The 24,492-nt window shown below is 62.2% G+C and carries 16 protein-coding genes and 3 pseudogenes; 5 read left to right on the top strand and 14 right to left on the bottom strand.

What is annotated here, in order from left to right; translation table 11 throughout:
* Window positions 1–40 precede the first annotated feature (40 nt).
* The gene (locus P5W98_RS18115; RefSeq protein ID WP_421026659.1) at window positions 41–508 is read left to right on the top strand and encodes a hypothetical protein; all 468 of its coding nucleotides are present in this window, start codon (window positions 41–43) and stop codon (window positions 506–508) included.
* A gap of 5 nt (window positions 509–513) precedes the next feature.
* Here the strand turns inward: P5W98_RS18115 and P5W98_RS18120 are convergent, their stop codons facing one another.
* The 5 genes from P5W98_RS18120 to P5W98_RS18140 form a co-directional block, all read right to left on the bottom strand.
* Entirely contained in the window at window positions 514–1,236 is a 723-nt protein-coding gene (locus P5W98_RS18120; protein ID WP_421026658.1) for a phosphonate utilization associated transcriptional regulator, read from the bottom strand.
* A 353-nt stretch (window positions 1,237–1,589) separates the two neighbouring features.
* Window positions 1,590–2,597, bottom strand: a complete 1,008-nt coding sequence (locus tag P5W98_RS18125; RefSeq protein WP_421026657.1) for a putative 2-aminoethylphosphonate ABC transporter substrate-binding protein — start codon at window positions 2,595–2,597, stop codon at window positions 1,590–1,592.
* A gap of 248 nt (window positions 2,598–2,845) precedes the next feature.
* Window positions 2,846–3,982 (bottom strand): 2-aminoethylphosphonate--pyruvate transaminase, encoded by a 1,137-nt coding sequence (locus P5W98_RS18130; protein WP_421026656.1) that lies wholly within the window; start codon window positions 3,980–3,982, stop codon window positions 2,846–2,848.
* Between the two features lie 67 nt (window positions 3,983–4,049).
* Window positions 4,050–5,771: a putative 2-aminoethylphosphonate ABC transporter permease subunit gene (locus P5W98_RS18135; RefSeq protein WP_421026655.1), complete on the bottom strand. Its 1,722-nt coding sequence runs from the start codon at window positions 5,769–5,771 to the stop codon at window positions 4,050–4,052.
* Entirely contained in the window at window positions 5,768–6,859 is a 1,092-nt protein-coding gene (locus P5W98_RS18140; RefSeq protein WP_421026654.1) for a putative 2-aminoethylphosphonate ABC transporter ATP-binding protein, read from the bottom strand. Before P5W98_RS18140 ends, P5W98_RS18135 begins: the two co-directional genes overlap by 4 nt.
* Window positions 6,860–7,174: 315 nt before the next feature.
* On the opposite strand from P5W98_RS18140, the gene phnA (P5W98_RS18145) reads away from it, so the two are divergent.
* Window positions 7,175–8,410: a phosphonoacetate hydrolase gene (phnA, locus tag P5W98_RS18145; RefSeq protein WP_421026653.1), complete on the top strand. Its 1,236-nt coding sequence runs from the start codon at window positions 7,175–7,177 to the stop codon at window positions 8,408–8,410.
* A gap of 875 nt (window positions 8,411–9,285) precedes the next feature.
* A complete protein-coding gene (locus P5W98_RS18150) occupies window positions 9,286–11,085 on the top strand; it encodes a methyl-accepting chemotaxis protein (RefSeq protein ID WP_421026652.1) in 1,800 nt (599 codons plus the stop codon).
* Between the two features lie 70 nt (window positions 11,086–11,155).
* On the opposite strand, the gene P5W98_RS18155 is transcribed toward P5W98_RS18150, so the two are convergent.
* The 8 genes from P5W98_RS18155 to P5W98_RS18190 all read right to left on the bottom strand — a co-directional run bounded on the left by P5W98_RS18155 (window position 11,156) and on the right by P5W98_RS18190 (window position 22,245).
* Complete coding sequence (locus P5W98_RS18155) at window positions 11,156–11,953, bottom strand: SET domain-containing protein-lysine N-methyltransferase (protein WP_421026651.1); 798 nt, start codon at window positions 11,951–11,953, stop codon at window positions 11,156–11,158.
* A 191-nt stretch (window positions 11,954–12,144) separates the two neighbouring features.
* Window positions 12,145–14,127: an acetate--CoA ligase gene (gene acs / locus P5W98_RS18160; RefSeq protein ID WP_421026650.1), complete on the bottom strand. Its 1,983-nt coding sequence runs from the start codon at window positions 14,125–14,127 to the stop codon at window positions 12,145–12,147.
* Between the two features lie 69 nt (window positions 14,128–14,196).
* Entirely contained in the window at window positions 14,197–14,859 is a 663-nt protein-coding gene (gene adk / locus P5W98_RS18165; protein ID WP_421026649.1) for an adenylate kinase, read from the bottom strand.
* A 114-nt stretch (window positions 14,860–14,973) separates the two neighbouring features.
* Entirely contained in the window at window positions 14,974–16,281 is a 1,308-nt protein-coding gene (locus P5W98_RS18170; protein WP_421027075.1) for an amino acid permease, read from the bottom strand.
* A gap of 219 nt (window positions 16,282–16,500) precedes the next feature.
* On the bottom strand, window positions 16,501–18,180 hold the full coding sequence (locus tag P5W98_RS18175) for a Na/Pi cotransporter family protein (RefSeq protein WP_421026648.1): 1,680 nt from the start codon (window positions 18,178–18,180) through the stop codon (window positions 16,501–16,503).
* A 93-nt stretch (window positions 18,181–18,273) separates the two neighbouring features.
* Window positions 18,274–19,722, bottom strand: coding sequence for a phosphonoacetaldehyde dehydrogenase (gene phnY / locus P5W98_RS18180; RefSeq protein WP_421026647.1), 1,449 nt, complete (start codon window positions 19,720–19,722; stop codon window positions 18,274–18,276).
* A 76-nt stretch (window positions 19,723–19,798) separates the two neighbouring features.
* Entirely contained in the window at window positions 19,799–21,061 is a 1,263-nt protein-coding gene (phnA, locus tag P5W98_RS18185; RefSeq protein ID WP_421026646.1) for a phosphonoacetate hydrolase, read from the bottom strand.
* Window positions 21,062–21,072: 11 nt separating this feature from the next.
* On the bottom strand, window positions 21,073–22,245 hold the full coding sequence (locus P5W98_RS18190; protein ID WP_421026645.1) for a 2-aminoethylphosphonate--pyruvate transaminase: 1,173 nt from the start codon (window positions 22,243–22,245) through the stop codon (window positions 21,073–21,075).
* A gap of 308 nt (window positions 22,246–22,553) precedes the next feature.
* Here P5W98_RS18190 and P5W98_RS18195 point away from each other — a divergent pair.
* Window positions 22,554–22,718 (top strand): annotated as a pseudogene (locus P5W98_RS18195) (IS6 family transposase); the annotation flags it as partial.
* 439 nt (window positions 22,719–23,157) lie between these two features.
* Here the strand turns inward: P5W98_RS18195 and P5W98_RS18200 are convergent.
* Window positions 23,158–23,985, bottom strand: a pseudogene (locus P5W98_RS18200) (LysR family transcriptional regulator); the annotation flags it as partial.
* Between P5W98_RS18200 and P5W98_RS18205 the strand changes: the two are divergent.
* Window positions 23,974–24,477, top strand: a pseudogene (locus P5W98_RS18205) (LamB/YcsF family protein); the annotation flags it as partial. The pseudogenes P5W98_RS18200 and P5W98_RS18205 sit on opposite strands and share 12 nt — an antisense overlap.
* Between the last annotated feature and the right edge of the window lie 15 nt (window positions 24,478–24,492).

A 24,492-nucleotide genomic window follows, 5' to 3' on the forward strand; every position in this document is an offset into this window, starting at 1 on the left:
TTGCGAACCGGAGCGTTTGGCGGATTAAGGCTGGTTGTGCATGCCCCCCCCCAAAAACACGCCGGTGCGTCCGCGTGAGCAGCGTGACCGGATCGCGGCCTTTATGGTGCTGCGGGTGTATCAAGCCGTCAATCGGGAGGAATTATTCCGACGACTCGCTGCTCGTATCGCCTTGGGCAACGGCGTTCAGCCGTGCTTCGCCGCTCAGCCCCGCATGAAGAAAGGGCCAGTGAATGCGCTCGACAATGCAGGACGTGGAAAACGCCAGTGTGGCGCTCGCGCGCGAAACCAAGGGCGTGCAGAGCCTGCCGCATTCGGCCGATGCGTAGGCGAGGCGCTGTCAATGGCGAAGTCGCTCTATTGGACCGGATCGGCGGGATTTCTCGAGGTGCTCGTCGCCGAGCGCGCGCAGTTCGCGGCGCAGGACCCGCTGAAGTTGACGCACATGATTCGCAAAGGGCAGCTGCACGACGAGCGCGGCATCAAAACTGCGGCAGAGCCGAATTAAGCCCCTCAACCGGCCTCTGGCATCGAATCCCGCTCGGGGTTGGCCCGTTGGACCTGACGGCATCGCCGTATGCGTTCTCGGCCATGGTCCAGATGGCTTCGGATCAGGCTTTCAGTCAGAACCGAGTCACCGGCGGCAATGGCCTCGATGATGGCTTCGTGCTCGTCGACAGACTGATCGATCGCTTCTGTCTCAAGCGTCAGGGCTGTTTGCCGGAACAGGCTGAGTTCCCGGACAAGGCGCCGGTACGTTTCAAGCAATTTTTCGTTGCCGACCGCAGCGGCCATCGTGTCATGAAACTGCAGGTTCAGGTGACCGTAGGTCTGTCCATCGTGACTGTTCTGCGCGCGTTTCATTGACTCGACAATCTGGCGCAGCGCGCTCAGATGCTCGGCCGAGATACCGTTGGCCAGCAACCTGCCGATGTGTTCGTCCAGCATGGCGCGGACCTGATAGATTTCTTCCGCTTCCTTTAAGGACAACGCCTTTACCGATACACCGTGATTCTTTTCGGTGCGCAGCAGCCCTGCTTGTTCGAGTGCGCGAAATGCTTCTCGCACCGGGCCACGCGAAACGCCCAAACGCGTAGCCAGTTGCGCCTCATTCAGCTTGTCACCAGGGGCGAGTTCGCCGCGGAGAATCAGGCGCTCGAGTTCATCCTGCACGAGCGTCGTCAGCGAGTGCTTTTTAAGTAACTGAATGGTACCGACGGATGGCGTCTCGTTCATGGCGAACCAAGCAAGGGTAATAACCAACCCTATCAGAATAAACCGTCAACTGTCAACAAAATGGCGACTGACCGTTGGAGGTCGCGACCAACGCCGATTCAATTTCCAGGGTCCCTGGACGGTGGCCTGAATGCCTGGCCTCGGCAATATGCATGAACCATGCAACGCGCGGTGTCGCTCGCCGTTTCGAAAGCGATAGCCCGGATCAGGCGTTGCGGGCGCCGTCATGTCGATGCAAACGCCCAACCCGAACATCACTTTCGCGCACGGCTATTAACACCCGTCAACCTGATCAACTCAACAGTTGATCGGCGGGTACGCAGGCATGAGTCGCTTCGCGCTGCATTCCGGGGTTACTGCTTGGCCTCACTCTTCGACGCATAGCGCTGGGCCCATTCCGCAAGGATTTTGGACCGGTTGTTTGCGGCCCACGTGAAGTCGTTCTTGACGAGCAGGTTTGCGTAATTGCCCGGGATATCCGGCAGCGGCTTGGCCGTTCCGGGCACAGCCGTGATCGCATAGCTTTTCGCATAAAGCATGTTCGCTTCCCGGCTTGAAGCAAAGTCGGCAAGCTTTTTCGCCGCGTCCAGTTTCCTGGTGTTCTTCATGATCGCGAACGCCTCGAGATCCCAGCCCAGCCCTTCCTTGGGAAACACGAGATCGATCGGCGCACCCTGCGCCTTGAGGGTTGCCGCGCGGTATTCAAACGAGATGCCGACCGGGTATTCTCCGGATGCCGCCATCGTGCACGGTGCCGAGCCCGAATGGTTGTACTGCGCGATGTTCTTGTCGAGCGCATCCATGTATTTCCACCCGCCCTGCTCGCCAAACAGTTGCAGCCACGCGGTCACGTCGAAATATCCGGTCCCCGAGGAGGCCGGGTCCGCCATGATGATCTTGCCCTTGTAGATCGGCTTCGTCAGGTCCTGCCAGCTCTGCGGCTTCGGCAGATGTTGTTCCGCGGCTGCCGCGGTGTTGAAGCAGATCGTTGCGCCCCATACGTCCATGCCGAACCAGTTCGGCGGTGTTTTCGGGTCACGGTACGCAGCGCTCATGGCAGGCAGGTTCTTCGGCGCATATGGCAACAGCATGCCGTCGCTTTCGAACTTGGCGATGCTGGTGGCAGCGAGGCCCCAGATCACATCGGCTTGCGGGTTGTTCTTTTCGGCGAGAATCTTGGCCGTGATCACGCCAGTCGAGTCACGCACCCATTTGATCTCGATGTCCGGATTGGCGCGCTCGAACGCGTCGGCGTATGGCTTGAGTTGCTCGTCTTCCAGCGCCGTATAAACCAGCAGAGTGGTCTTGGCCTCTGCCCTCGCCGTGCTGCCGACCAGCAGCGCGATCGCTGCAGTCGTCATTAGCGCGATGGTACGGACACTTCGCAGAGGGGACACGCTGCACTGAGGGGTGACGCTATGCTTGAACATTTCATTTTCCCGCTATGGTGAAATTCACATGAACCTCGCCGCCGCCAGCGTATAAACACACGGGGGCGACAAGGTAGCCGCTCACAACAGTGGTCTCTCCGCCCTTACCGCCCTGGCCCGGCGAAAATGCCACCAATACCCGGTTGTGCCGCCCGAGCGACACAACCGTCTTCGCGTGACTAGGCGGCGGCAACTTCCTGGGCTGAAATCTGTTTCACACCCATTTCCGCCAGTGTTTCCTCGATCGCCCTGACTGCGCTGCACATCACATCGCAGTCGATGTCGCCAATGCATCCGACGCGGAACGTATCGACCTCCGTCAGCTTTCCCGGGTAAAGAATGAAGCCCTTCTCTTTGACCTTTTCGTAGAACGTACGGAATTCGTAGGCCGGATCCTCCGGCGCGTGAAACGTCACAATGATCGGCGCCTGGACGTCGCGCGGCAGGAACGTGCGAAAGCCCAGGTCCTGCATCCCGCTGATCAGCGCGTCGCAATTGGCCTGGTAGCGTTTGCCGCGAGCGGGCTGACCGCCCTCGGCCTTGAACTGATCCACGGCTGCGCGCAATGCGGCAACGACCGATGTCGGCGGCGTGAAACGCCATTGCGACGTTTTTTCCATATAAATCCACTGGTCGTAAAGATCCATGGACAGCGAAGCCGAATTGCCTTTGCACTTTTCCAGCGCGCCACGCCGCATGATCACGAAGCCCATTCCAGGAACGCCTTCCAGGCATTTCCCCGAAGCGGCCACGAGCGCATCGAACGGTGTCGTGCGCACATCGATCTCGATTGCGCCGAACGAGCTCATTGCGTCGACGATGAGCCCCTTGCCAAGCCGCGCACAGACCTGCGCAATTTCCTGCAAAGGGTTGAGGGTGCCCGTGCCGGTCTCGCAGTGCACCTGCGCGACATGGGTGATCGCCGGATCGCGCTTCAGCGCCGCTTCGATCATGGCGCCGGTCGGCAAGGTGCCTTCCTCGAGCGGCAGTTCGACTACGGCCCGCCCCATGTACTCGCAGATGCGTATCACGCGCTTGCAGTACGCGCCGTTTTGCGGCACGAGCACCTTGCCGTCGCGCGGAACCAGCGTGCCGATCGCCGCCTCCACCGAGAAGGTTCCGCTGCCCTGCAGCGGTACGCAAACGTGCGTGTCACGCCCGTGCACGATGTCCACCAGATCGGCGCGCAGGCTGCCGGTGATCGAATTGAAATTGGTATCCCACGATCCCCAATCGCGCAGCATTGCCGTTTTGGTGGTCAATGTTGTTGTTAGCGGGCCCGGGGTAAGAAGAACGGGATCCAGTTCAGAATTCACAATTGCCTCCGTACTGTTAGTAAACCTAATAGATTTCAAATCTTGCCAGCGGCCCGCGCGAGACGACTCAGCGCGACGTATAGCGCCAGCGCTGCGTGCGCGCCAATAGAACGCGGTTCACAAGTGCATACAGCACGCACACGAGCGTCGAGGTGACCACGATCAGGGTAGCCATCGCTGCAGCCGGTCCGATCTGCCCGGCCTCGTCGAGATTCAGGATCGCCACGGACGCCGGCTGCGTGGCCGGCGAATACAGGAAGGCAACCGCCGAAATGGTCGTCATGCCGTTGATGAAGAAGTAGCGGCTGATCTCGAGAATGGCCGGCAGGCAGACCGGCACCGTTACGCGAAAGAAAGTTACGTAAAACGGCACTTTCAACGACGCGGACACCGCTTCGAACTCGCTGTCGATCTGCTTGAGCGCGGTAATGGCGGTCAGATGGCTCGACGAGTAGTAGTGAACGATCGTGACGATGGCGAGAAGCGGCAGCGACCCGTACAGAAAATTGAGCGGGTTGGCCGGATGATTAAAGAAGAAGATATAGCCAATGCCCAGTACGAGCCCCGGCACACCCATCGGCAGCACGGCGCAAAGGTTGATGACCGGCCGCAGCGAGTCCATGCCCCGCGTCTTTTCGACCAGATAGGCACCCCCGAACACCAGCGCAGTACCGCCGATGGCAACCAGCGCCGCCATTTGCAGACTATTCCTGTACGCGCTGATAATGCCTGCGCCGATCAGGCCCATCCGGTAATGACTCAGGCCAAGCGACAGGTTGTACGGCCAGAAGTGGACGAACGAGCCATAGATCGAAATCCCGACAATCGCCATCATCAGCAGGCACACGAGACTGCAGTAAGCGAGCATCGCCATGTCGAAGCCGCGCGAGGGCTTCGGCTCGAACGGTACCGACCGCGCACCGAGCAGCGAACGCTGTTTGCGCCTGACGAAACGGTCCGTGGCAAAGCTGAGGAGTGCCGGCACCAGCAGCAGGATGCTCACTACCGCACTGGTGTTGAAATCCTGCAGTCCGACGATGAGCTTGTACACGTCGGTGGACAGCACGTTATACGAGCCGCCGATCACGATCGGCACACCAAAGTCGTTGACGCAGATCGTGAATACCACCATCGTCGCGCTGATCAGTCCGTACTTCGCGCCAGGCAGCGTGATAGTGAAGAATTTGCGCAAACGACTCGTGCCCATGGCGTCGGCGGCTTCATAAAGTCGTGCGTCCGTCAGCGACAAAGCGGTGATCAGGATCATCAGCACATGGGGCATCGCCGCATAGACGAGACTGGCGATGATGCCCGGCGCACCGTAGATGCTGTGGCCGCCCATCCAGCGCCGCAGCACGCCGGCGTTGCCGAACCAGTAGATGAACGAGACTGCCGAAAGCAGCGTCGGCGCAAGCAGTGGAATCAGGGCGATATTACGCACGAGCCCCTTGAACGGCATGCAACTGCGCGTCAATGCGTACGCGAATGTGAAGGCGAGCGGAATCGTGATCGCCGTGACCGAGACCGCAATGGTTAGCGAATGCGCGACCGAGTTCCACAGCGCCGGCGTTCGGAAATACGTCGTGAAATTGGCAAGGCCGACGAACCGTCCATCACGGTCCTCGACGCATCTCATGACCACCATCGAGAGCGGCGCAAGCAGTGCGAGCAAAAGAAAGCATGCCATCAAGAGCATGCCCGCATGGCCGATGCGATCTTGCCAGTGGATGCGTTGCCGCACTTCGGTAAGCGTCATGTCCTTTCCTGGTTCGGTGAGGGTCGTGCTCATTGCACCCTCCGCTGGTCTTCACCGAAGATCCGCACGCGCTCGCCGAGCACGGCGAGATTGAGTGTCGATCCTTCCCGCAAATCGAATGCGGTCATATCGTGGTACGAGAGATCGGCCAGCACCTCCGCTCCTGTCACGCCGTCTACCTGAACGCTGACCCGGCAGAACGCCCCCAGAAATTCCAGCTTTTCGATGCGCCCGCTCAACGTGTTGCCGGCTTTCGCGTCGACGCCCCGCACGACAAGATCCTCCGGTCGCAGAAACAGCGACACTCGCGATCCGCCCTTGAGCGACTCGCGGACCTTCACGCATTTCAGGCCGACGTCGCCCACCTGGATGGCGCCGCTCTCGGTCACGACGGCCGGCAGAATATTGGCCTTGCCGACGAAGTCGGCAACGAACGGCGTCGCGGGCTCGCGATAGATCTCGGTGGGCGTGCCGACCTGCTCGATCACGCCATGGTTCATCACCACGATGCGGTCGGCCATCGAGAGCGCTTCCTCCTGGTCGTGCGTCACCATGATCGTCGTCACGCCAAGGCGCTGTTGCAGATCGCGGATCTCCTGACGCAGGCGCACACGCACCCGTGCGTCCAGCGCGGACAAGGGTTCGTCGAGCAGCAGCAGACCGGGCGAGGTCGCCAGCGCCCGCGCGAGCGCAATCCGTTGCTGCTGGCCGCCGGACAGTTGCCCGGGATGTTTCGGGCCGCTGTCGGGCAGACCAACGGTCGCGAGAAGTTCAGCCACGCGCTCGCGGATCACCGCCTTGCCCACCTTGCGGTTCCTCAGTCCGTACGCGACGTTCTCGGCGACCGTGAGATTCGGAAACAAGGCGTATGACTGAAACACGATGCCGTAGTCGCGCAGCATGGGCGGCAACGTCGAAATGTCCTTGCCTGCTTGCGCGATGGTGCCCGAGGTTTGCGTCTCCAACCCCGCGATGATCCGCAGCAACGTGGTCTTGCCGCAGCCCGACGGGCCCAGAAAGCAGACCATTTCACCCTTGAAGATCGTCAGATCGACGTTTCTCAGAACTGGGGTCGAACCGAACTGCTTGTGTATCCCTTCGATGCGCAGGTACTCCGACATCGTCATCCTCCTGGAAATTACTGTTGCGCCAACGTGCTTTGGCCCTTCCCGGCCTTGGCCATACGGCTGCCGCACTTCCTTGTTGGCACGGTGACCGCGACTTCGCAGTCCCGTGGTCTCCTCTTCGTTCAGCGTAGAGTGTTTTTTGCTTTCTGCATGTTGTTGACAATCTACGGTTCACCATATTTAATGTCAAGCATGCAGCAACCGCTTTTCGAGGACTCCAGTGCAAACCCCTACGCACCTCGCTCCCCGAAACCCGACACATGGCAATGCCAGTCTTAACCCTCAACTGATCACACAAAGGGCAACCTCATGAACACGAACGCAGCAACCGTCAATGTCAATGGGCGCAGTTATCGCTGGATGGACCAGCCTCTCGTCGTGGTCTGTGTCGACGGTTGCGAATACGACTATTTGACGGAGGCGGCTCGAGCGGGGGTGGCGCCGTTTCTGGCCCAGATCCTGGAAAACGGCACGGCACTCAAGGGCGACTGCGTGGTGCCGAGCTTCACCAATCCGAACAACCTGTCGATCGTGACGGGCGTGCCGCCCGCCGTGCACGGTATCTGTGGAAACTATTTCTTCGACCGCGAGAGCGGCGCCGAAGTGTTGATGAATGACCCCAAATACCTGCGCGCGCCGACCGTGCTGGCCGCGTTCGCCGACGCGGGCGCGAAGGTCGCGGTCGTTACCGCGAAAGACAAGCTTCGCCGCCTGCTTGGCGACCAGCTGACCGGCATCTGCTTCTCGTCCGAGAAAGCCGATCAGGTGACCGAAGAGGAAAACGGCATCACGGACGTGCTGGAGCTTGTAGGCAAGCCGGTGCCGGATGTGTACAGCGCCGATCTGTCCGAGTTCGTATTCGCGGCCGGCGTTCGCCTCCTCGAGACCCGCGCCATCGACTTGATGTATCTGTCGACCACGGACTACGTGCAGCACAAGTGCGCGCCCGGCAGCGCCGGGGCCAACGCGTTCTATCAAATGATGGACCCGTATTTGCAGCGCATGGCCGAGCTGGGCGCCACCATCGCGATCACGGCCGACCATGGCATGAACGACAAGCATGACGCGACTGGCAAGCCAAATGTGATCTATCTGCAAGACGAACTGGACGCCTGGCTCGGCACCGGCGTAGCACGTGTCATCCTGCCGATTACCGATCCGTATGTCGTGCACCACGGCGCACTGGGCTCGTTTGCCACCATCTACCTCCCGGCTTCGGTCGATCATGCTCGCGTACTGGCAAAGCTTCGCGAGTGCACCGGCATCGAGCTGGCGTTGAGCGGTGCGGAAGGCTGCGAGCGCTTCGAGCTACCGCGTGATCGACTCGGCGACATCATCGTGGTCTCCGCGCACCATGTCGTGCTTGGAACCAGCGAATCGCGCCATGACCTGTCGGGTCTCGACGCCCCGCTGCGCTCGCACGGCGGCCTGTCCGAGCAGACCGTGCCGCTGCTTTTCAGCCGCCCGGTCGCGCGAGCCGTATCGCTGCGCAAGCGCCTGCGCAACTTCGACATCCTCGATCTCGCGCTCAATCACCTTCAATAACTGAACGCCGATCCTTCCTGCTGTCCACGGCGGGCGTAGCGAACAGCAGGAAGGTCGCCACTGTCTTAGCGCTTGCGCCGCCCGGCGCGGCATTGTCGTGCGGCGCTGCGGGACGATGGCATCGCTTGCATCAACGGGACGCGACTCAACCATGAATACGCGTGAAAGCTGCTTACGCTCCTTGATCGAGAAATGGCTCCCGCCCATGCCCGAGACCACCGTGCGTGTCATTCGGGCCGGTCGCACTCGTCCCAACCGCGGGCGCTGCGTGCGCGTCACGACATTGGGAACACGTGAGCCGTTTGTCGTGTTCTTCTTTCAGCATGAAGACGGCTCTTGGCAGGTTTTTCCTCCTGAAGGGCGACGGCCATCGGCAGCCTTATATCGATGTGCTTTGTAAGCGCCACGCACAAAAGCGAGGCCGATGCACAGACGGCTTCGACGAGCTGAATTCGGTATTTTCAATCGGGAAATCCAGCGATGACCAATGACAGAAAAAACGGCAGCACGAACCGGGACGTCGAGCCCCCGCGCGAGGCGTCCGGTACGCAAGCGCGCCTGACGAGAGACGATCGCCCCGAAGGCGTAACCCATAAACGCCGGACCAACTGGGCCTGGGCACACGTCGGATCGGGTTACGACTGGATGGATTCGCACCACTTTTGCGCTGACCTCTCCGGGGCTCTGGGGTAAATTGTTCAATAGCCGGATAAATCTATTTGACAGGATGCCTGATTTATCCGGAAGCGTCGCACCCCCCGTGATCTGCATGGCGGAGGAACTGGATCAAGTTCTCTCCGCCCTGGCCGTATACCGCCTGTGAGGCATCCTCCTCACCGACCACGGCTCACTTCATACTCCGAAAGAACACCCCTATGTTCTCCTCAATTCGCACGCGCATTGTCGCCCTGTGTGTCGCCATCGTTGTGATTGCGCTCGCTGCCAACGCGGTTCTCAACTATCTCATTGCCAATTCGTATAACGCCGCTTCGATAGCGAGCACCCTGGACGCTGTTGAAAGCGGCCATGCGACCGGCATCGACGGCTGGGTCGCCGCCAATAGCCAGATGATCGACTCGCTTCAGGACGCTGCGCTGCAAGCCGATCCGCTCACCGCGTTCAAGCAGGTCGCCGCCGCCGGCAAGTTCACCAACGTGTACGTGGGCTACGCGGACAAGACATGGAAGTTCACCGATCCCACCGGCATCCCGCCCGATTACGATCCGACCCGCCGCCCCTGGTACAAGCAGGCCGCCGCAGCCGGCAAGCCGGTCGTGACGCCGCCGTATGTGGACGCGGGCACGGGCAAGCTGGTGGTTTCGTTCGCCGTGCCCGTGGTGCGCGACGGCACGGTGAAAGGCGTGGTGTCGGGTGATGTGGCGATGGACAGCGTGATTGCCAACGTCAAGGCGATTCATCCGACGCCCGCGAGCTTCGGCATGCTGGTCGACAGAAGCGGCCATATCGTCGCGCATCCTGACTCCCGGCTGACCCTAAAGCCGGTGTCCGAGCTCGTGCCCTCTCTCACCAGCGACAAACTCGCCGAGCTCTTCGGTGCGGAACATCCCGTCGAAGTCGGCGTGAACGGCAGCACGAAATTGCTGCGTGCCGAAGCCATTCCCGGCACCGATTGGTACGCGGTCGTCGCGCTCGACAAATCGGAAGCGACTGCAGGCATGCGATCGCTGCTGACCGCTTCGGTCATCGCGCTGATTGTGATCGCCGCAATCGCCGCCGTCATCATGGCCGCGCTCACCGCTGTCTCGTTCCAGCGCCTCTCGAAAGTGCGCGATGCAATGGACGCAATAGGTTCGGGCGAAGGCGATCTCACACAACGCCTGCCGGCCACTGGCAACGACGAAGTCGCGCAGATCGCGCGCTCGTTCAATACCTTCATCGGCAAACTCGGCCACGTGATGCGCCAGATTCGCGATGCCAGCGAATCGGTACGGGTGGCCGCGAATGAAATTGCCGCGGGCAACGTCGATCTGTCGGGCCGCACCGAATCCGCTGCGGCCAGCCTGCAACAGACCGCCGCGTCGATGGAGGAAATCACCTCGACGGTCACGCAATCGGCCAGCGCCGCGAAGCAAGCCGACGACACGGCCGTGTCCGCGTCGCAGGTCGCTTCGCGCGGCGGCATCGTGATCGCCGACGTGGTTGCGACGATGGGCGAGATCGAACAGGCATCAGTGAAGATCTCCGACATCATCGGTGTAATCGACGGCATCGCGTTCCAGACCAACATCCTCGCGTTGAACGCTGCGGTCGAAGCGGCGCGCGCCGGCGAGCAGGGCCGCGGCTTCGCGGTGGTAGCCGGCGAGGTGCGCAGCCTCGCGCAACGCAGCGCGCAGGCCGCGAAGGAAATCAAGGCGCTGATCGAGATGACCGTCGCGAGCGTGACCTCCGGCTCAGGCCAGGTGCGTCAGGCCGGCGACACGATGACGGAGATCGTCCGCAACGTCGCCAACGTGACCACCATCATTTCCGAGATCACCCAGGCGGCCAACGAGCAAACGCGCGGCATTCAAGAAGTCAATCGCGCGGTCAGCCAGCTCGACGAGATGGTTCAGCAGAACGCCGCACTGGTGGAAGAATCCACCGCCGCAGCCACCGCGTTGCAAAGTCTGACCATCAGCCTCGACAGCGCCGTCACGCAATTCAAGCTGGATTGAGCTACGCCAAAAGCAATGACATCCTCTGGAATAGCGGCCGTGCAGCTTCCGGTTGTCCGCGCTCCCACCGCTATGCCAGCATCTCGACGTCGAGCGACGCGACCGCCTCAACCAGGATTCGTTCGTCGCGGTTCACGGGCTGAGGTATCCCCTGAGGCGCGAACACCCTGGCGCCCGTCTCGAACGGTATCTGCGACAGCGCACACCTCCCTGCTTCCGTTGCCAATCTGGGCACCCACGTTTGCTCGCCATAGAACGCACGCCCTGGTTGAAGCCAGCACACGAGGATCCTGTTTCCAGCGAGACGCTCGAGCACGCGGATCCGGGCGAGCGCAGCAGGCGGCGCTTCGAACGGAGCAGGCGCTACACCGGGCACGGGGCTGACCGTCTGCCGAAGTCGCCACACTTCGCGCCGAACCGCGAACATCGTCCCCCGGCAGGGCGTCGCGCCGCAATGGCAGGCGAACATCTTGAACATCGCGGGGTTTGGCAGCGCGTCGGCAGCGAGCGCGTAGTCGATCGTAATTTCTGTCGCTGCGGCAAGCGCAAACCGTGTACGGATAAAAATGCGGCCATTGCGGTCCTGCAACTCGCAATTCGGTTTGCACGAATGGTTTATCCAACGCGCAGGATTGCGTTCGCGCGCGCCAACCACGACACGTCCATCCTTCAGGCCAAGAAAGAAGGCGTTCCCTGAAGCTCCACCTCCGGCCAGAAGCTTCGAAAAACCCGCGCCCCAATCCATCGACTTGCCCTTGTATTCAATCAAACACTCACCAGCACGCAGTGCGTGTCGAGCAAAGACGCCGCGGCCACGGAGCGATTGCCGCACGATAACGTGAGGCAATCTCTTCTCGCTGACTGTCATCGGTTCCTCAACAAGGGCCAACGCCATCGGAAGCAAAGTCGCGGCGCGCCCGATCACCGGGCGACGCCGCAAGCAAGTCGATCAACGGAGAACACGTAGCCGCGTACTACGAGCCCACGCGGCAGCATGTTGGCAAGCGTTACGTCATCCTCATCATTCATGCGATTAGCGACGGCTGCCCGCTATCTGATTCAAAGCGCCTCGCCAAGCTGATCGAGAATCGCCGGGTTTTCCAGCGTGGAGACGTCCTGGGTGATCGCCTCGCCCTTCGCGAGCGAGCGCAAGAGGCGCCGCATGATCTTGCCCGAGCGCGTCTTCGGCAGGTTCTCGCCGAAGCGGATGTCCTTCGGTTTCGCGATCGGTCCGATCTCCTTGCCCACCCACGCGCGCAGTTCTGCGGCGAGCTTCACCGCATCGTCGCCGTGCGGGCGCGCGGCCTTGAGCACCACGAACGCCACCACGGCTTCGCCGGTCGTGTCGTCGGGGCGCCCCACCACGGCGGCTTCGGCCACCAGCGGGTTCGCCACCAGCGCCGACTCGATCTCCATCGTGCCCAGGCGGTGGCCCGAGACGTTCAGCACGTCGTCGATGCGGCCCATGATCGTGAAGTAGCCGGTTTCCTTGTCGCGCACGCTGCCGTCGCCCGCGAGGTACAGCTTGCCGCCGAGTTCCTCGGGGAAGTAGCCCGACCTGTAGCGCTCAGGCTGCCCCCACACGTTGCGGATCATCGCGGGCCACGGGCGCTTCACCACGAGAATGCCGCCCTGCCCGTTGGGCACGTCCTGGCCCGTTTCGTCGACGATCGCCGCCATGATGCCCGGCAGCGGCAGCGTGCACGAGCCCGGCACGAGCGGCGTCGCGCCCGGCAGCGGCGTGATCATGTGGCCACCGGTTTCGGTCTGCCACCACGTGTCGACGATCGGGCAGCGCTTGCCGCCCACGTTCTCGTAGTACCACATCCATGCTTCGGGGTTGATCGGCTCTCCCACCGTGCCGAGGATGCGCAGCGATGTGAGGTCATAGCTCTTCGGATGCACCTTCGCATCGGCTTCCGCGGACTTGATCAGCGAGCGGATGGCCGTGGGCGCGGTGTAGAACACGGTGACCTTGTGCTTCTGGATCATCTCCCAGAAGCGGCCCGCGTTCGGGTACGTGGGGATGCCCTCGAACATGACCTGCGTCGCGCCGATCGTGAGCGGCCCGTAGGCGATATAGCTGTGGCCCGTGACCCAGCCGATGTCGGCCGTGCACCAGAACACGTCCGCGGGCTTCGAGTCGAAGGTCCACTTCATGGTCTGCGCGGCCCACAGCAGATAGCCGCCCGTGCTGTGCTGCACGCCCTTGGGCTTGCCGGTCGAGCCCGAGGTGTAGAGGATGAAGAGCGGGTGCTCCGCGCTCACCGGCACCGGCGGGCAGGTGTCGCTCCCGGCAGCCGAAAGCTCGTGCATCCAGTGGTCGCGGCCTTCGGTCCAGCCGACCTTGCCGCCCGTGCGCTGGTAGACGATCACGCTCTGCACGGCTTCGCAGCCGCCCATGGCGATGGCTTCGTCGGCGATGTTCTTCAGCGGCAGCGCCTTGCCGCCGCGCATCTGCTCGTCGGCGGTGATGAGCGCGACCGCGCCCACGTCCACCATGCGTTCGTTGAGCGACTTCGACGAGAAGCCGCCGAACACCACCGAGTGCGTCGCGCCGATGCGTGCGCAGGCCTGCATCGCCACCACGCCTTCAACCGACATCGGCATGTAGATGACCACGCGGTCGCCCTGCTTCACGCCGCGTTTTTTCAAGGCGTTGGCGAAGCGCGAGACGCGCGAGAGCAGGTCCTGGTAGGTCACGTTGGTGACGGTGCCGTCGTCGGCTTCGAAGATGATCGCGACGCGCTCGCCGTTGCCCGCTTCCACGTGGCGGTCGAGGCTGTTGTACGAGGCGTTGAGCTCGCCGTCCTCGAACCAGGTGTAGAACGGCGCCTTCGACTCGTCGAGCACCTTCGTGAAGGGCTTTTGCCACGTCAGCGTTTCGCGCGCGAGACGCGCCCAGAAACCCTCGTAATCGCGTTCGGCTTCGGCGCACAAAGCCTTGTATGCATCCATGCCGGACACCGTAGCGTCCGCCACCGTTTGCGCGGACGGCGCAAACACGCGATGTTCCTGAAGAACCGATTCAATCGCAGACATATCAACTCCGAATTTTGTATCGAACGCGCGGAGTCGCTTTTTCACTCGCGCCGCCTCGTTCAGTCATCCTCAATGCAGCGCGGCAGCAACAGCTCGGCGGATCTCCCCGATCGAGCCCACTCCAGACACCTTGCGGTAAACCGGCGCGGGAAGGCCGCTTTGGGCACCGCGGCGGGCCCAGTCGACGTAGTAGCCAATTAGCGGCCGGGTCTGCGACTCATACACTTCAAGGCGCGTCCTGACCGTGTGCTCCTTATCGTCATCACGCTGGATCAGAGGCTCGCCCGTGACGTCGTCGACACCCTCTACCTTCGGCGGATTGAAGCGCACGTGGTAGGTCCGCCCTGATACCGGGTGCGTGCGGCGCCCCGCGATGCGCTCGACGATTTCTGCCGCCGGCACATCGATTTCAAGCACATAGTCAATCGCGACCGATGCATCCTTCATGGCCTGAGCCTGCGCGAGCGTGCGTGGAAAGCCGTCAAGCAGATAGCCGTTCGCGCAGTCGGGCTGCGCGAGGCGTTCCTTGACCAGACCGACGATGAGCGCATCCGGCACCAGCTTGCCATCGTCCATGTAGCCCTTCGCTTCCAGACCGAGCGGCGTACCAGCCTTGACGGCAGCGCGCAGCATGTCGCCCGTCGAGATCTGCGGGATGCCGAACGTTTCGTTGATGAATGTGGCCTGAGTGCCCTTGCCGGCGCCGGGGGCGCCCAACAGAATCAAACGCATGCTGGATCTCCAGTTCCGAACCCGGACAATGTGACAACCTGTTTGAAAAAATCAGCGATGGGCCATTTCGCATAACAGCAAACCGCCCATCGCGTTGCGAACTCGACGCAGTGTTTAGTGAAGGGCAAGCGCCGCGCGGCGTTGCCGCCAGTAACCCACCACGGCAAGTGCGAGGCTGGAGCCCAGCGTTGCAACCACTTCCTGACGGTGATCGGGGCTGTAGAGCATGACCACGCAAGCCGCGGCGATCATGACGATTACGGCAAGTGCCAGGAACGGATGAAACCACATCTTGACCCGAAGCTGCGCGGCCGTCAGATGGCGACGCAACCGAACCTGACACACGGCGATAACGAAGTACACCAGAAGCGCGATCATGCCCGTCGTGGACAGCAGCGCCTCGAATACGTACTTGGGCGCCAGGTAGTTGGCAGCAACGCCGGCGAAAGCCACGATAGTCGATGCCAGCACGGCATTAACCGGGACGCCGGCTGCATTCGTATTCGTCACGAATGAGGGTGCCTGCTTGCGCTTGCCGAGCGAGAACAACATCCGCGAGCACGTGTACAGCGAAGAGTTGAGGCAGCTGCCCACGGCGGTGAGAATGAGCGCGTCCATGATCGGCTTTGCGTAGGGCACGTGGAACGCCTGGAGCACCGACTGGTACGAGCCGATCTCTACGAGCGCGGGGTTGTTCCACGGGATCACGCAAATGATGACGGCAATCGAACCAATGTAGAAGAACGAGATGCGCCATATGACCGACTTGATGGCTTGCGAAATTTGTCGCGCGGGATTGGCGGACTCGGAAGCAGCGATCGTGACGATTTCGGTGCCCAGGAAGGTCGACATCGTGGTGAGCAGCGCGCCGACAACCGGCAGGAAGCCGCGTGGCATGAACCCGCCGTGGCCGAAAATGTTTTCGACCGGTGCTGTTCGAACTTTCGGCAGGAGTCCCGAAAGAGCGACGACGCCGCATCCTATGAATGCGATGATTGCGATGACCTTGATAACGGCGAACCAGAATTCGAGCTCGCCGTAATGCTTGACGCTGACCAGATTCGCGCCGGTCATGAGCAGTGTTACCGCCAGACAACACTCCCACACCGGGATCGAAGGGAACCAGCTATTCAGAATGCTGGCCGCGGCGGTTGCCTCCAGCGGAACCACGAGCACCCAGAACCACCAGTACATCCATCCGATGGTGAAGCCGGCCCACGGGCCAATAGCCTTGTCGGCATAGGTGGAGAAGGAGCCGGAGTCGGGCATGGCGCAGGCCATCTCGCCCAGCATGCGCATGACGAGCACAACCAGCAGGCTCGCGAACAGGTAGGCCAGCACGGATGCCGGACCCGCCTCGGCAATGGCGTGCCCGGAGCCGACAAAAAGCCCGGCGCCAATGCAGCCGCCGATCGAAAGCATGACGACGTGGCGCTGCTTCAGGCCCGCGCCGAGAGCGTGATTACTGGGCGTTTCGTGTGAGTCTCTGCCGGCCTGATGCTCCAGACCTTCAGAACCAGCTACTGCTGCCAACGTTGCGGACCCGCCGGTCCGCGAAGAATTCAGTTGCTGTTGCATGTCTCTTCCCGTGTCTCCATCTAATTGTCGAAAACTACTTGATTCGTGGGGAAAGCGGTTACATCAGAACATCGAATGACTCACTGCGGCAACACTCGCATTGCCGGATTCCGCGACCTTTGCGTCCGCTGTCTCGCGTTCCAGCAGCGGATAGGCAAGCGCACTGATATGCGACTGAATGCGCACGAGATCGCGCAGCACGTCCAGGTGCAGCGAACTCGAGGCGATGCTGTCGGGCAGGCCCTCGCGCAATCGTTCGAGGTGACGCTCGCGCGCCGATCGTTCGAGGCGGCGCAGCGCCTGCTTGTCCTCGACAAGCTGTGCCGCGGTCTGCTTGCGCCTCGATACAAGCAGCGCCTGGGCGCGATGGAAGCTGCCGATTACCGAGCGATGCATCGCTTGCAACTCTTCGGCGCCGTCGGGCGAAAAGCTCAACTGCGACTTGATCTTCTTCTGCGCGAGTTCCAGCAGATTCTTGTCGATGATGTCGCCGATATGCTCGAGGTTGATCACCGCCGTCATGATCGTCGAGGCCCAGCACCGGTCCTCTTCGCTCAACGGCTCGCGCGTGAGCCTGGTGACGTAGCGCTTGATCCCGTCGTGCAGCACATCCACGGCGTCGTCGCGGCTCGCGATGTCGTTTACGGCATGGCGGTCATTGGAAAGCATGACCGGTATGCTTTCGCGCAGCATCGCTTCGACAAGCTCGCTCATTCTGATCACTTCGCGCGACGCGCAGGCGAGCGCCTGCGACGGCGTTTGCAGTGCGATTTCGTCGAGGTAGCGCGGCGCATCCGCATCGCCGGCGAGACGCGGCGCCGGCAGCAGCCGTTCCAGCAAGCGCGCCACCGGGTCGAGCAGGCCGATGAACACAATCGCAATGGCCACGTTCAAGCCGGTATGGAAGTTGGCGATCATTCGGCTCGCCTCGCCGGGCAGGCCTTCGAGCAACCGCGCGAGCGGCCCGCAGGCAGCGAGCATCAGGACACACACGCCGCCGCGCAGCAGCAGGTTGCCCGCGGGCAGCCGGCGGCGGCTGCGGTCCTCACCTTTCGCGGCTTCAAAATACGGGTTGAGCGCGCTGCCCACATTAGCGCCCAATACCATGGCGAGCGCGCTGTCCATGGGAATGGAATGCAGGTTCGCAAGCGACATCACGAACAGCACGACCGGGATGCTCGAATGCGCAGCCCACGTGAGCAGGCACGCAAGCACGGCGTTGAGCACGGGCTCTCCGGCCAGCGCACCGAGCACCGTGCGCAGCGCGGGCGCAGTTTCGGCAGGCTGCACAGTCGTGACAAGCAGCGTGAGTGCGAGCAGCATGAGGCCAAGGCCGATCAAGGCGCGGCCGATGTCGCGGTTGCGCGAGCCTTTACCCCTCTCGAACAGCGCCATGCCTACCAGCAGGCACGCGGGCGAGATCCAGCTCAGGTCGAGCGTGAAGGCCTGCACGATGAGCGTCGAACCCACGTTCGCGCCGAGCATGACGGCGAGCCCGGTCACGGGAGCCATGAGCCCACGCGCAGCGAACGATGACGCAATCATGCCCGTTGCGGTGCTGCTCTGCAGCGCCCCCGTGATCGCGAGCCCCGCGCAAAACGCGTTGAAGCGATTGCCGAGGCTGCGGGCCATGAATCGCCTGAGCGACGCCCCAAACGCGCGCATGAGCCCGGACTCGACCATGTGCAGGCCCCATGTGAGCAATGCGACACCGCCTGCGAGATGTAGCACGATCAGAATCATCCAGTACCTCCTTTTGGAATCAGCCACGGTTGCTGTGCAGCGCGGCAGGCAAGCCAGCCCCGGCCGCGCCGGCGCGTCAGCGCGATACCCGTGTCACTCCCAGGGCATCGACCACGTTCTCACGTTCGTGTAGCCCTTCATCGCCTCGACCATGCCCTCCTTGTGGCCGTTTCCCGAGTCCTTGATGCCGCCGAACGGTGACATCTCCGTGCGATAGCCCGGCACTTCCCAGACGTTCACCGTGCCCACGTCGAGTTCCCGGATGAACCTCGTCGTATAGTCGAGCCGGTTCGTGCAGATGCCCGAAGAGAGGCCGTATGCCGTCGAGTTCGAGATGCGGATCACCTCTTCGATGTTGTCCGGCACGCGGATGATCGGAATCACCGGGCCGAACGTTTCTTCGTGCACGAGCTCGCAGTCGTAGGGCACGTGATCGACCACGGTGGGCGCAAACAGCGCGCCCTTGCGCGGTGCGCCGTACAGCACGCGTGCGCCATGCGCTTCGGCGTCGGCCACGCGGCGCTCGAAGAGCTGCGCGGAGGCTTCGTTGATCACGGTGCCCACGTCCACGCTCGGGTCCATCGGATCGCCGCACTTGAGCTTCTTTGCGTGCACGAGCACACGTTCGACGAATTCGTCGGCCACGCTCTCCACCACGAGAATGCGCTTGACCGCCGTGCAGCGCTGGCCCGAGTTCTTGGTCGCGCCCATGACCGCGAGCTGCGCGGCGCGCTCGAGGTCGGCGTCTTCCATGACGATGAGCGGGTCGTTGCCGCCGAGCTCCAGCACCGTGCGGCGGTAGCCTGCATGCTGCGCGATGTACTTGCCCACCCGCACCGAGCCCGTAAAGGTGACGAGGTCGCAGTGCGGGTCCGTGATCATCGAGTCGCCCATGGTGCGCGGATTGCCGGTGACCACGCTCAGCATCTCGGGCGGCAGGCCCGCTTCGTAAAGCACGTCGGCGAGCGCAAGGGCGGTGAGCGGCGTGAGCTCGGTGGGCTTGAGCACGATGCGGTTGTTGGTGGCAATCGCCGGCGCGAGCTTGTGGCTCACCATGTTCAGCGGGTGGTTGAACGGCGTGATGGCCGAGATCACGCCGAGCAGCGGCAGGCGCGTCGTGAAGATCTTGCGGTTCTTGCCGTTCGGGCTGATGTCGCACGAATAGATTTCGCCATCGTCCTTGATGGTTAGCTGCGCGGCGAAAGACCAGACATCGTAGGCACGGCTTGCTTCGTATAACGAATCTTTCCAGCAGAGTCCCGACTCTGCAGTGATTAGGCGTGCGAAGTCCTCCTTGCGATCGCGCAGCACCTCGGCCGTGGTCTGCAGGATACGCTGGCGCTCGAAGCGCGTGAGCTTCGGCTGGTAGGCATGCGCTTTGGCAAAGGCTTCCTGCACATGCTCGGGACGGCCAGCGGGCACGACGCCCACCACTTCGTTCGTGTACGGGTTGAGAACTTCGATCACTTCGTCGGTCGAGACCTGCCGGCCGGCGATGCGCATGGTTTCCTGCTTGAATGCGGGTTTGGTCATGACATTCATCACTTACCTCGTTCTGGGATTCGTTGATGTACGCCTGCGGAGAATGTGAGCCGCGGCGTGCGGAGCGTTGCTTGCGTTATGCGATGGCGACTTGTGCGACGTGGTTCAGCGCGACGTCGAAGATGTCGAAGTTGCGCAGCGCGCGGCCCTGCGGCCAGTCGATCTTGCGGTTCACGAGCAGCGGCACGTCCTGCTCCGAGAGCCCCCCGTGCGAGCGCAGCGGCTCGGTGAGTCCGGAGAAGTCGTGGCGCGCCGCGCTCGTGCCGAAGACCTTGCTGCGAGTACCGACCACCACGATGTCGCCCACACGGTCGGGCGGCAGCTCGAAGCGCTCGCAGGCGGCCGCGTTGTCGAGCGCGAGCTCCACGCCATCGGTCTTGCGCAGGCGTTCGAGGAGCGCCGCCGCGTCCGCGCCTTCGGGCAGATAGACGGTGGCGAACGAGCCGAGCGCGCCGTGGTGCGCAACGTAAGGGTCGGTGATCGGCAGGATCACACGCGCCTTGCCCTTGCCAATCCACTCGTCGAACAGGTCCTGGAGGTAGAGCACGTCGGGCTCGCCGTTGGCGCGATGCTTGTCGTTCATGCCGTGGTCGGCGGTGATCGCGAGCACGCAGCCGGCCGCGTCGAGCTGGCCCACGTAGTGGTCGAACATCGCGTAGAAGTCGTTGGCCTTCGGCGCGCCGGGCGCGGCCTTGTGCTGCACGTAGTCCGTCGTCGAGAGATACATCAGGTCGGGGCGGAAGGTATCGAGCAGCTTCACGCCCGCCGCGAACACGAATTCCGAGAGGTCGGCCGAGTACACGTCGGGCAGCGGCTTGCCCACGAAGGCCAGCACGTCGCCGATGCCGTTGGCCTCGCGCGTGGCCTGGTCGGCCTTTTCGGCGGAGAACCCGATCGCGCGGCCGCTCGAAAAATCGAGCCCCTTGCCCAGCAGCGTGCGCAGCTTGTCCTTGGCGGTCACGACCGCCACTTTCGCGCCGGCTCTAAAGAAGGTCTCGAAGATGGTGGGCGCGCGCAGGAAGCGCGCGTCGTTCATCATGACTTCTTCGCCACTCGTGCGGTCGTAGAAGTAGTTTCCCGCAATGCCGTGCACCTTCGGCGGGCGGCCCGTGAGGATCGAGAGATTGTTCGGGTTCGTGAAGCTCGGGATCACGCACTGGGCGATGCGGCTCGTGCCGGTGCGCAGCAGCTTCGCGAGGTTCGGGGCGCATCCGGCCTTGACGGCCTCTTCGATATAGGCGGGCTCGCAGCCGTCGAGGCAAATCACGACGACGGGAGCGTCAGGAAGCCGGTATTCGCGGCCGTTCACGGCCAGCGTGGTGTCATGCTGTGTGCTCATTGCCCCTGCCCTCACGCCGTCTTTGCAAGGGCGCCGGTCATGCCCATGGATTCGAGGACCTCGCCGATCGCGACGAGTGCTGCGCGCATTTCCTTTTCGCCGAGGCGGCCGATGCAGCCAATGCGGAACGAGTCGGCCACCGTGAGCTTGCCCGGATAGATCACGTAGCCGCGCGCCTTGAGGCTTTCGTAGAACTGATTGAATACGAAGCGCGGGTCGTCGGGTATGTGGAACGTGACGATGATCGGCGCCTGCAGCGCGTCGGGCAGCAGCGGCTTGAAGCCGAGTGCGCGCATGCCTTCGAGCAGGATCCGGCAGTTGTTGCAGTAGCGCGCGCCACGCCCGGCCACGCCGCCTTCGGCTTCGAATTCCTCGAGTGCCTGGTGGAACGCCACGATCACATGCGTGGGCGGCGTGAAGCGGTACTGACTCGTCTTCTCCATGTTGACCCACTGCTCATGGAGGTCGAGCACGAGCGTGGTGGCGTTGCCCTGGGTGCGCTTGAGCGCCTCGCGCCGGGCGATCACAAAGCCGAGGCCCGGTACGCCCTCGATGCACTTGTTCGACGAGGCGGCGACCGCATCGATATGCATGGTCTGCACGTCGAGCGGCAACGCTCCGAATGCGCTCATCGAATCGACGAGATAGCCCTTGCCGTACTTGTGTGCGAGCGCGCCGATCTGCGCGATGGGGTTCAAGATGCCCGAGGTGGTCTCGCAATGAATCGTGAACACGTGCGTGATAGACGGGTTGCTCGCGAGCAGCGCCTCGACCTGCACGAGATCGGGCGGCGTGTCCTCGGCCGTTTCATGGACGACGGTCTTGCGCCCCGCGATCTCCAGAATGCGCTTGGCCCGCTTGCCATAGGCGCCGTTGATCAGCACCAGCACCTCGCCGTTCGCGGGCACGAAGGTCGTGAGCATCGCCTCCACCGCGAACGTGCCCGAGCCTTGCATCGGCACGGTCACCCAGTCGCCGGCGCCGTTGGCGATGCTGGCGAGACGCGCGAGCACCGAGCGGTTGATTTCGATGAAGTTCGCGTCGCGCGAGCCCCAGTCGTGGACCATCGCCGCCTTGACGGTGCGCGACGTGGTGAGCGGGCCGGGGGTGAGCAAAAGTGGATCGCCGGTTTCGGAAGCGGCGCAAGGGGGAACATGAGGGGGCGCGATAGATGTGGCCGCCATGAAGTATCTCCGTGTAGGTCAGTTCTGACGTTGGGTCATTGCACTGTCACGCCACTTTATGAGAAACAACAAAATCAGTCAATATGCCACAAATTGCCACATTACCAGGGAATCTACCGATACCTCGGATGACTGCTCCGGGTGTGCCTCAAGAAGCCATGATGGAGTTCGGTAGCGCGCTGCGCGGGCCGGGGATCGAACGGCGGCAGGCCGTGGCGGCAGATGCTGCGGCGTTGCGGAGGTATCCGCCTTAGCTGCCGTCAGGCGGGACGGCCTGCCGCTCAACAACGGTGATCGGGGCCAGCAGCATGACGAAAACGGACGTTCAGGAGGAGTTGTGCGTTGGGCGCCAGAATCGCGAGATCATCGTTCTGTGCGTTCGCTGGTATGGGCGCTACAAGCTCAGCCTGCGCGAACTGTTGGAGATGATGGCAGGACGGGGATTGGCGCTGGCTTTCGTCAAACGCTGGAACTGACCTGCGGCGGGATTCTGCACGTCATGTGATAGTTACCGCGTAACGGGGTGCTGGAACTGCGCAGAATGTGTTCGGGGGAATTCTGCTCACTCGATTGTCAACAGGCGAGATGGACCCATGTACACGCAGCTTTCGGCCGGCTCATATTGGCATGATACCGTCGTCAATACCGAAGCATACTGCCGGCACTTACCACCTCTCGACCGACAGCAATAGGAAACCAGTGCCAACTTTGCCCAAAACATCGCGAAGATGAATCACACCGAGACGATCGGTGGCGACGACGCTCACGCTCTGTGAGTGCGCTTTCACCGGCACACAATGTCAGTCGTGCAGTGTCGTGCCGAGAAAATCACAAATAAAATTATGCAAATAATAAATGCGGCTCGAACATCGAGAAGACTCACATACCCGCGGTAGCCGACGCGCAAGCGCCTCACCCGTTAGCTCGCGGCTCCATGAACGTATGCCGGAAATACTCGCGCACCGCGTGCATTGCAGGGCTCAATTCCTTGTTCTTGCGCCACGCCAGGCCAACGCTCATCGCGGGAACGGGGTCAAGAAGCATGATCGTTTCGATGCACCGACCTTCAAGCGACCACGGCCGGTAGACCATATCGGACAGAATAGCGACCCCAGAGCCGTTTGCGACCATGCTGCGCACCGCTTCGACTGACGACGTCCGCAGGATCACATTTGGCCGCCAGGGTGTCTCGTTCCAGTACCGCATCGCTGTTTGCGCGGCTTCGTCCACCGTCAACATGACGAAAGGCTCATGCGCAACTTCGGCGAATGTCACACTCTCGCGTTTCAACAACGGGTGATGCGCGCCTACCCACAGCCGGCGGACCGAATGAATCACGGGCTCCAGCACGAGCTCGGGGTTCGAGACGTTCGATGTGAGCAAGACGGCCATGTCGTACTGTCCGGTAATCAAACCCTGTTCAATCGCGTCGCGGTTCAACTCGTGCAGTTGAATGGTCAGGCGTGGATACAGCGCATTGAGTCGCTGTATGTGATGCGGCAGAAAATAGCCCAAGACCGTATAGCTCGCCGCAATGGCCAACGTGCCGGTGAGCGTGCTTTCGAGGTTGGCAATCCGCATGGCCTCGTCCACCGACGCAAGAATGGTGTACGCGTGGTTGAGGAACCGACGCCCGGTATCGGTCAGCGTAACGCCTGAAGCGGTGCGCAAAAAAAGCTGCGTGCCGATGCTTTCCTCCAGTTCCCTGATGGCGCTTGTCACCGCCGATATCAACTCGGTGCACTGCGTGAGTTCGCGCGACTCCAAGGCCTCAGGCTCCAGCACGTCAAGCCGCACGGCGCGCTTTACATGCACGCCGCGCGCGACGAGGCGTTCTCGCGGCTGCTCATAGAAACGCTGCAACAGGTCGATCCCAGTCTGCTGCTCTTTTGCATGGAGTCGTCAGCCACGTACCGCATCGCGCGCGAGATCGGGCAACCAGTCATCTGGGAGTTCTACGCCGATCGCGACTACGACCGCAACGGCTCGACCGTATTCATCCGCCGCGTCAGCCGGCTCGACCCCGAGCAGGTCGCCGAGAAAGTCCTGCGAGCGTGCGTCGAAGGAAAGGTGCGCACGGTTGACGGCGACCACATCGATATCGACTTCGACTCCGTCTGCATCCACAGCGACACCCCCGGCGCACTGGAGCTCGTGCAAAAGACTCGCGAGCACCTCGTTCGCGAAGGGATTCGTATTGCCGGCCCGCAGGCTGCGACGACAAAGATTTGAATCAATTCAAGGAGA

Origin of the sequence: Paraburkholderia sp. A1BS-2L (assembly GCF_051125205.1) — a bacterium.
In the GTDB taxonomy this organism is placed as follows: Bacteria; Pseudomonadota; Gammaproteobacteria; order Burkholderiales; family Burkholderiaceae; genus Paraburkholderia.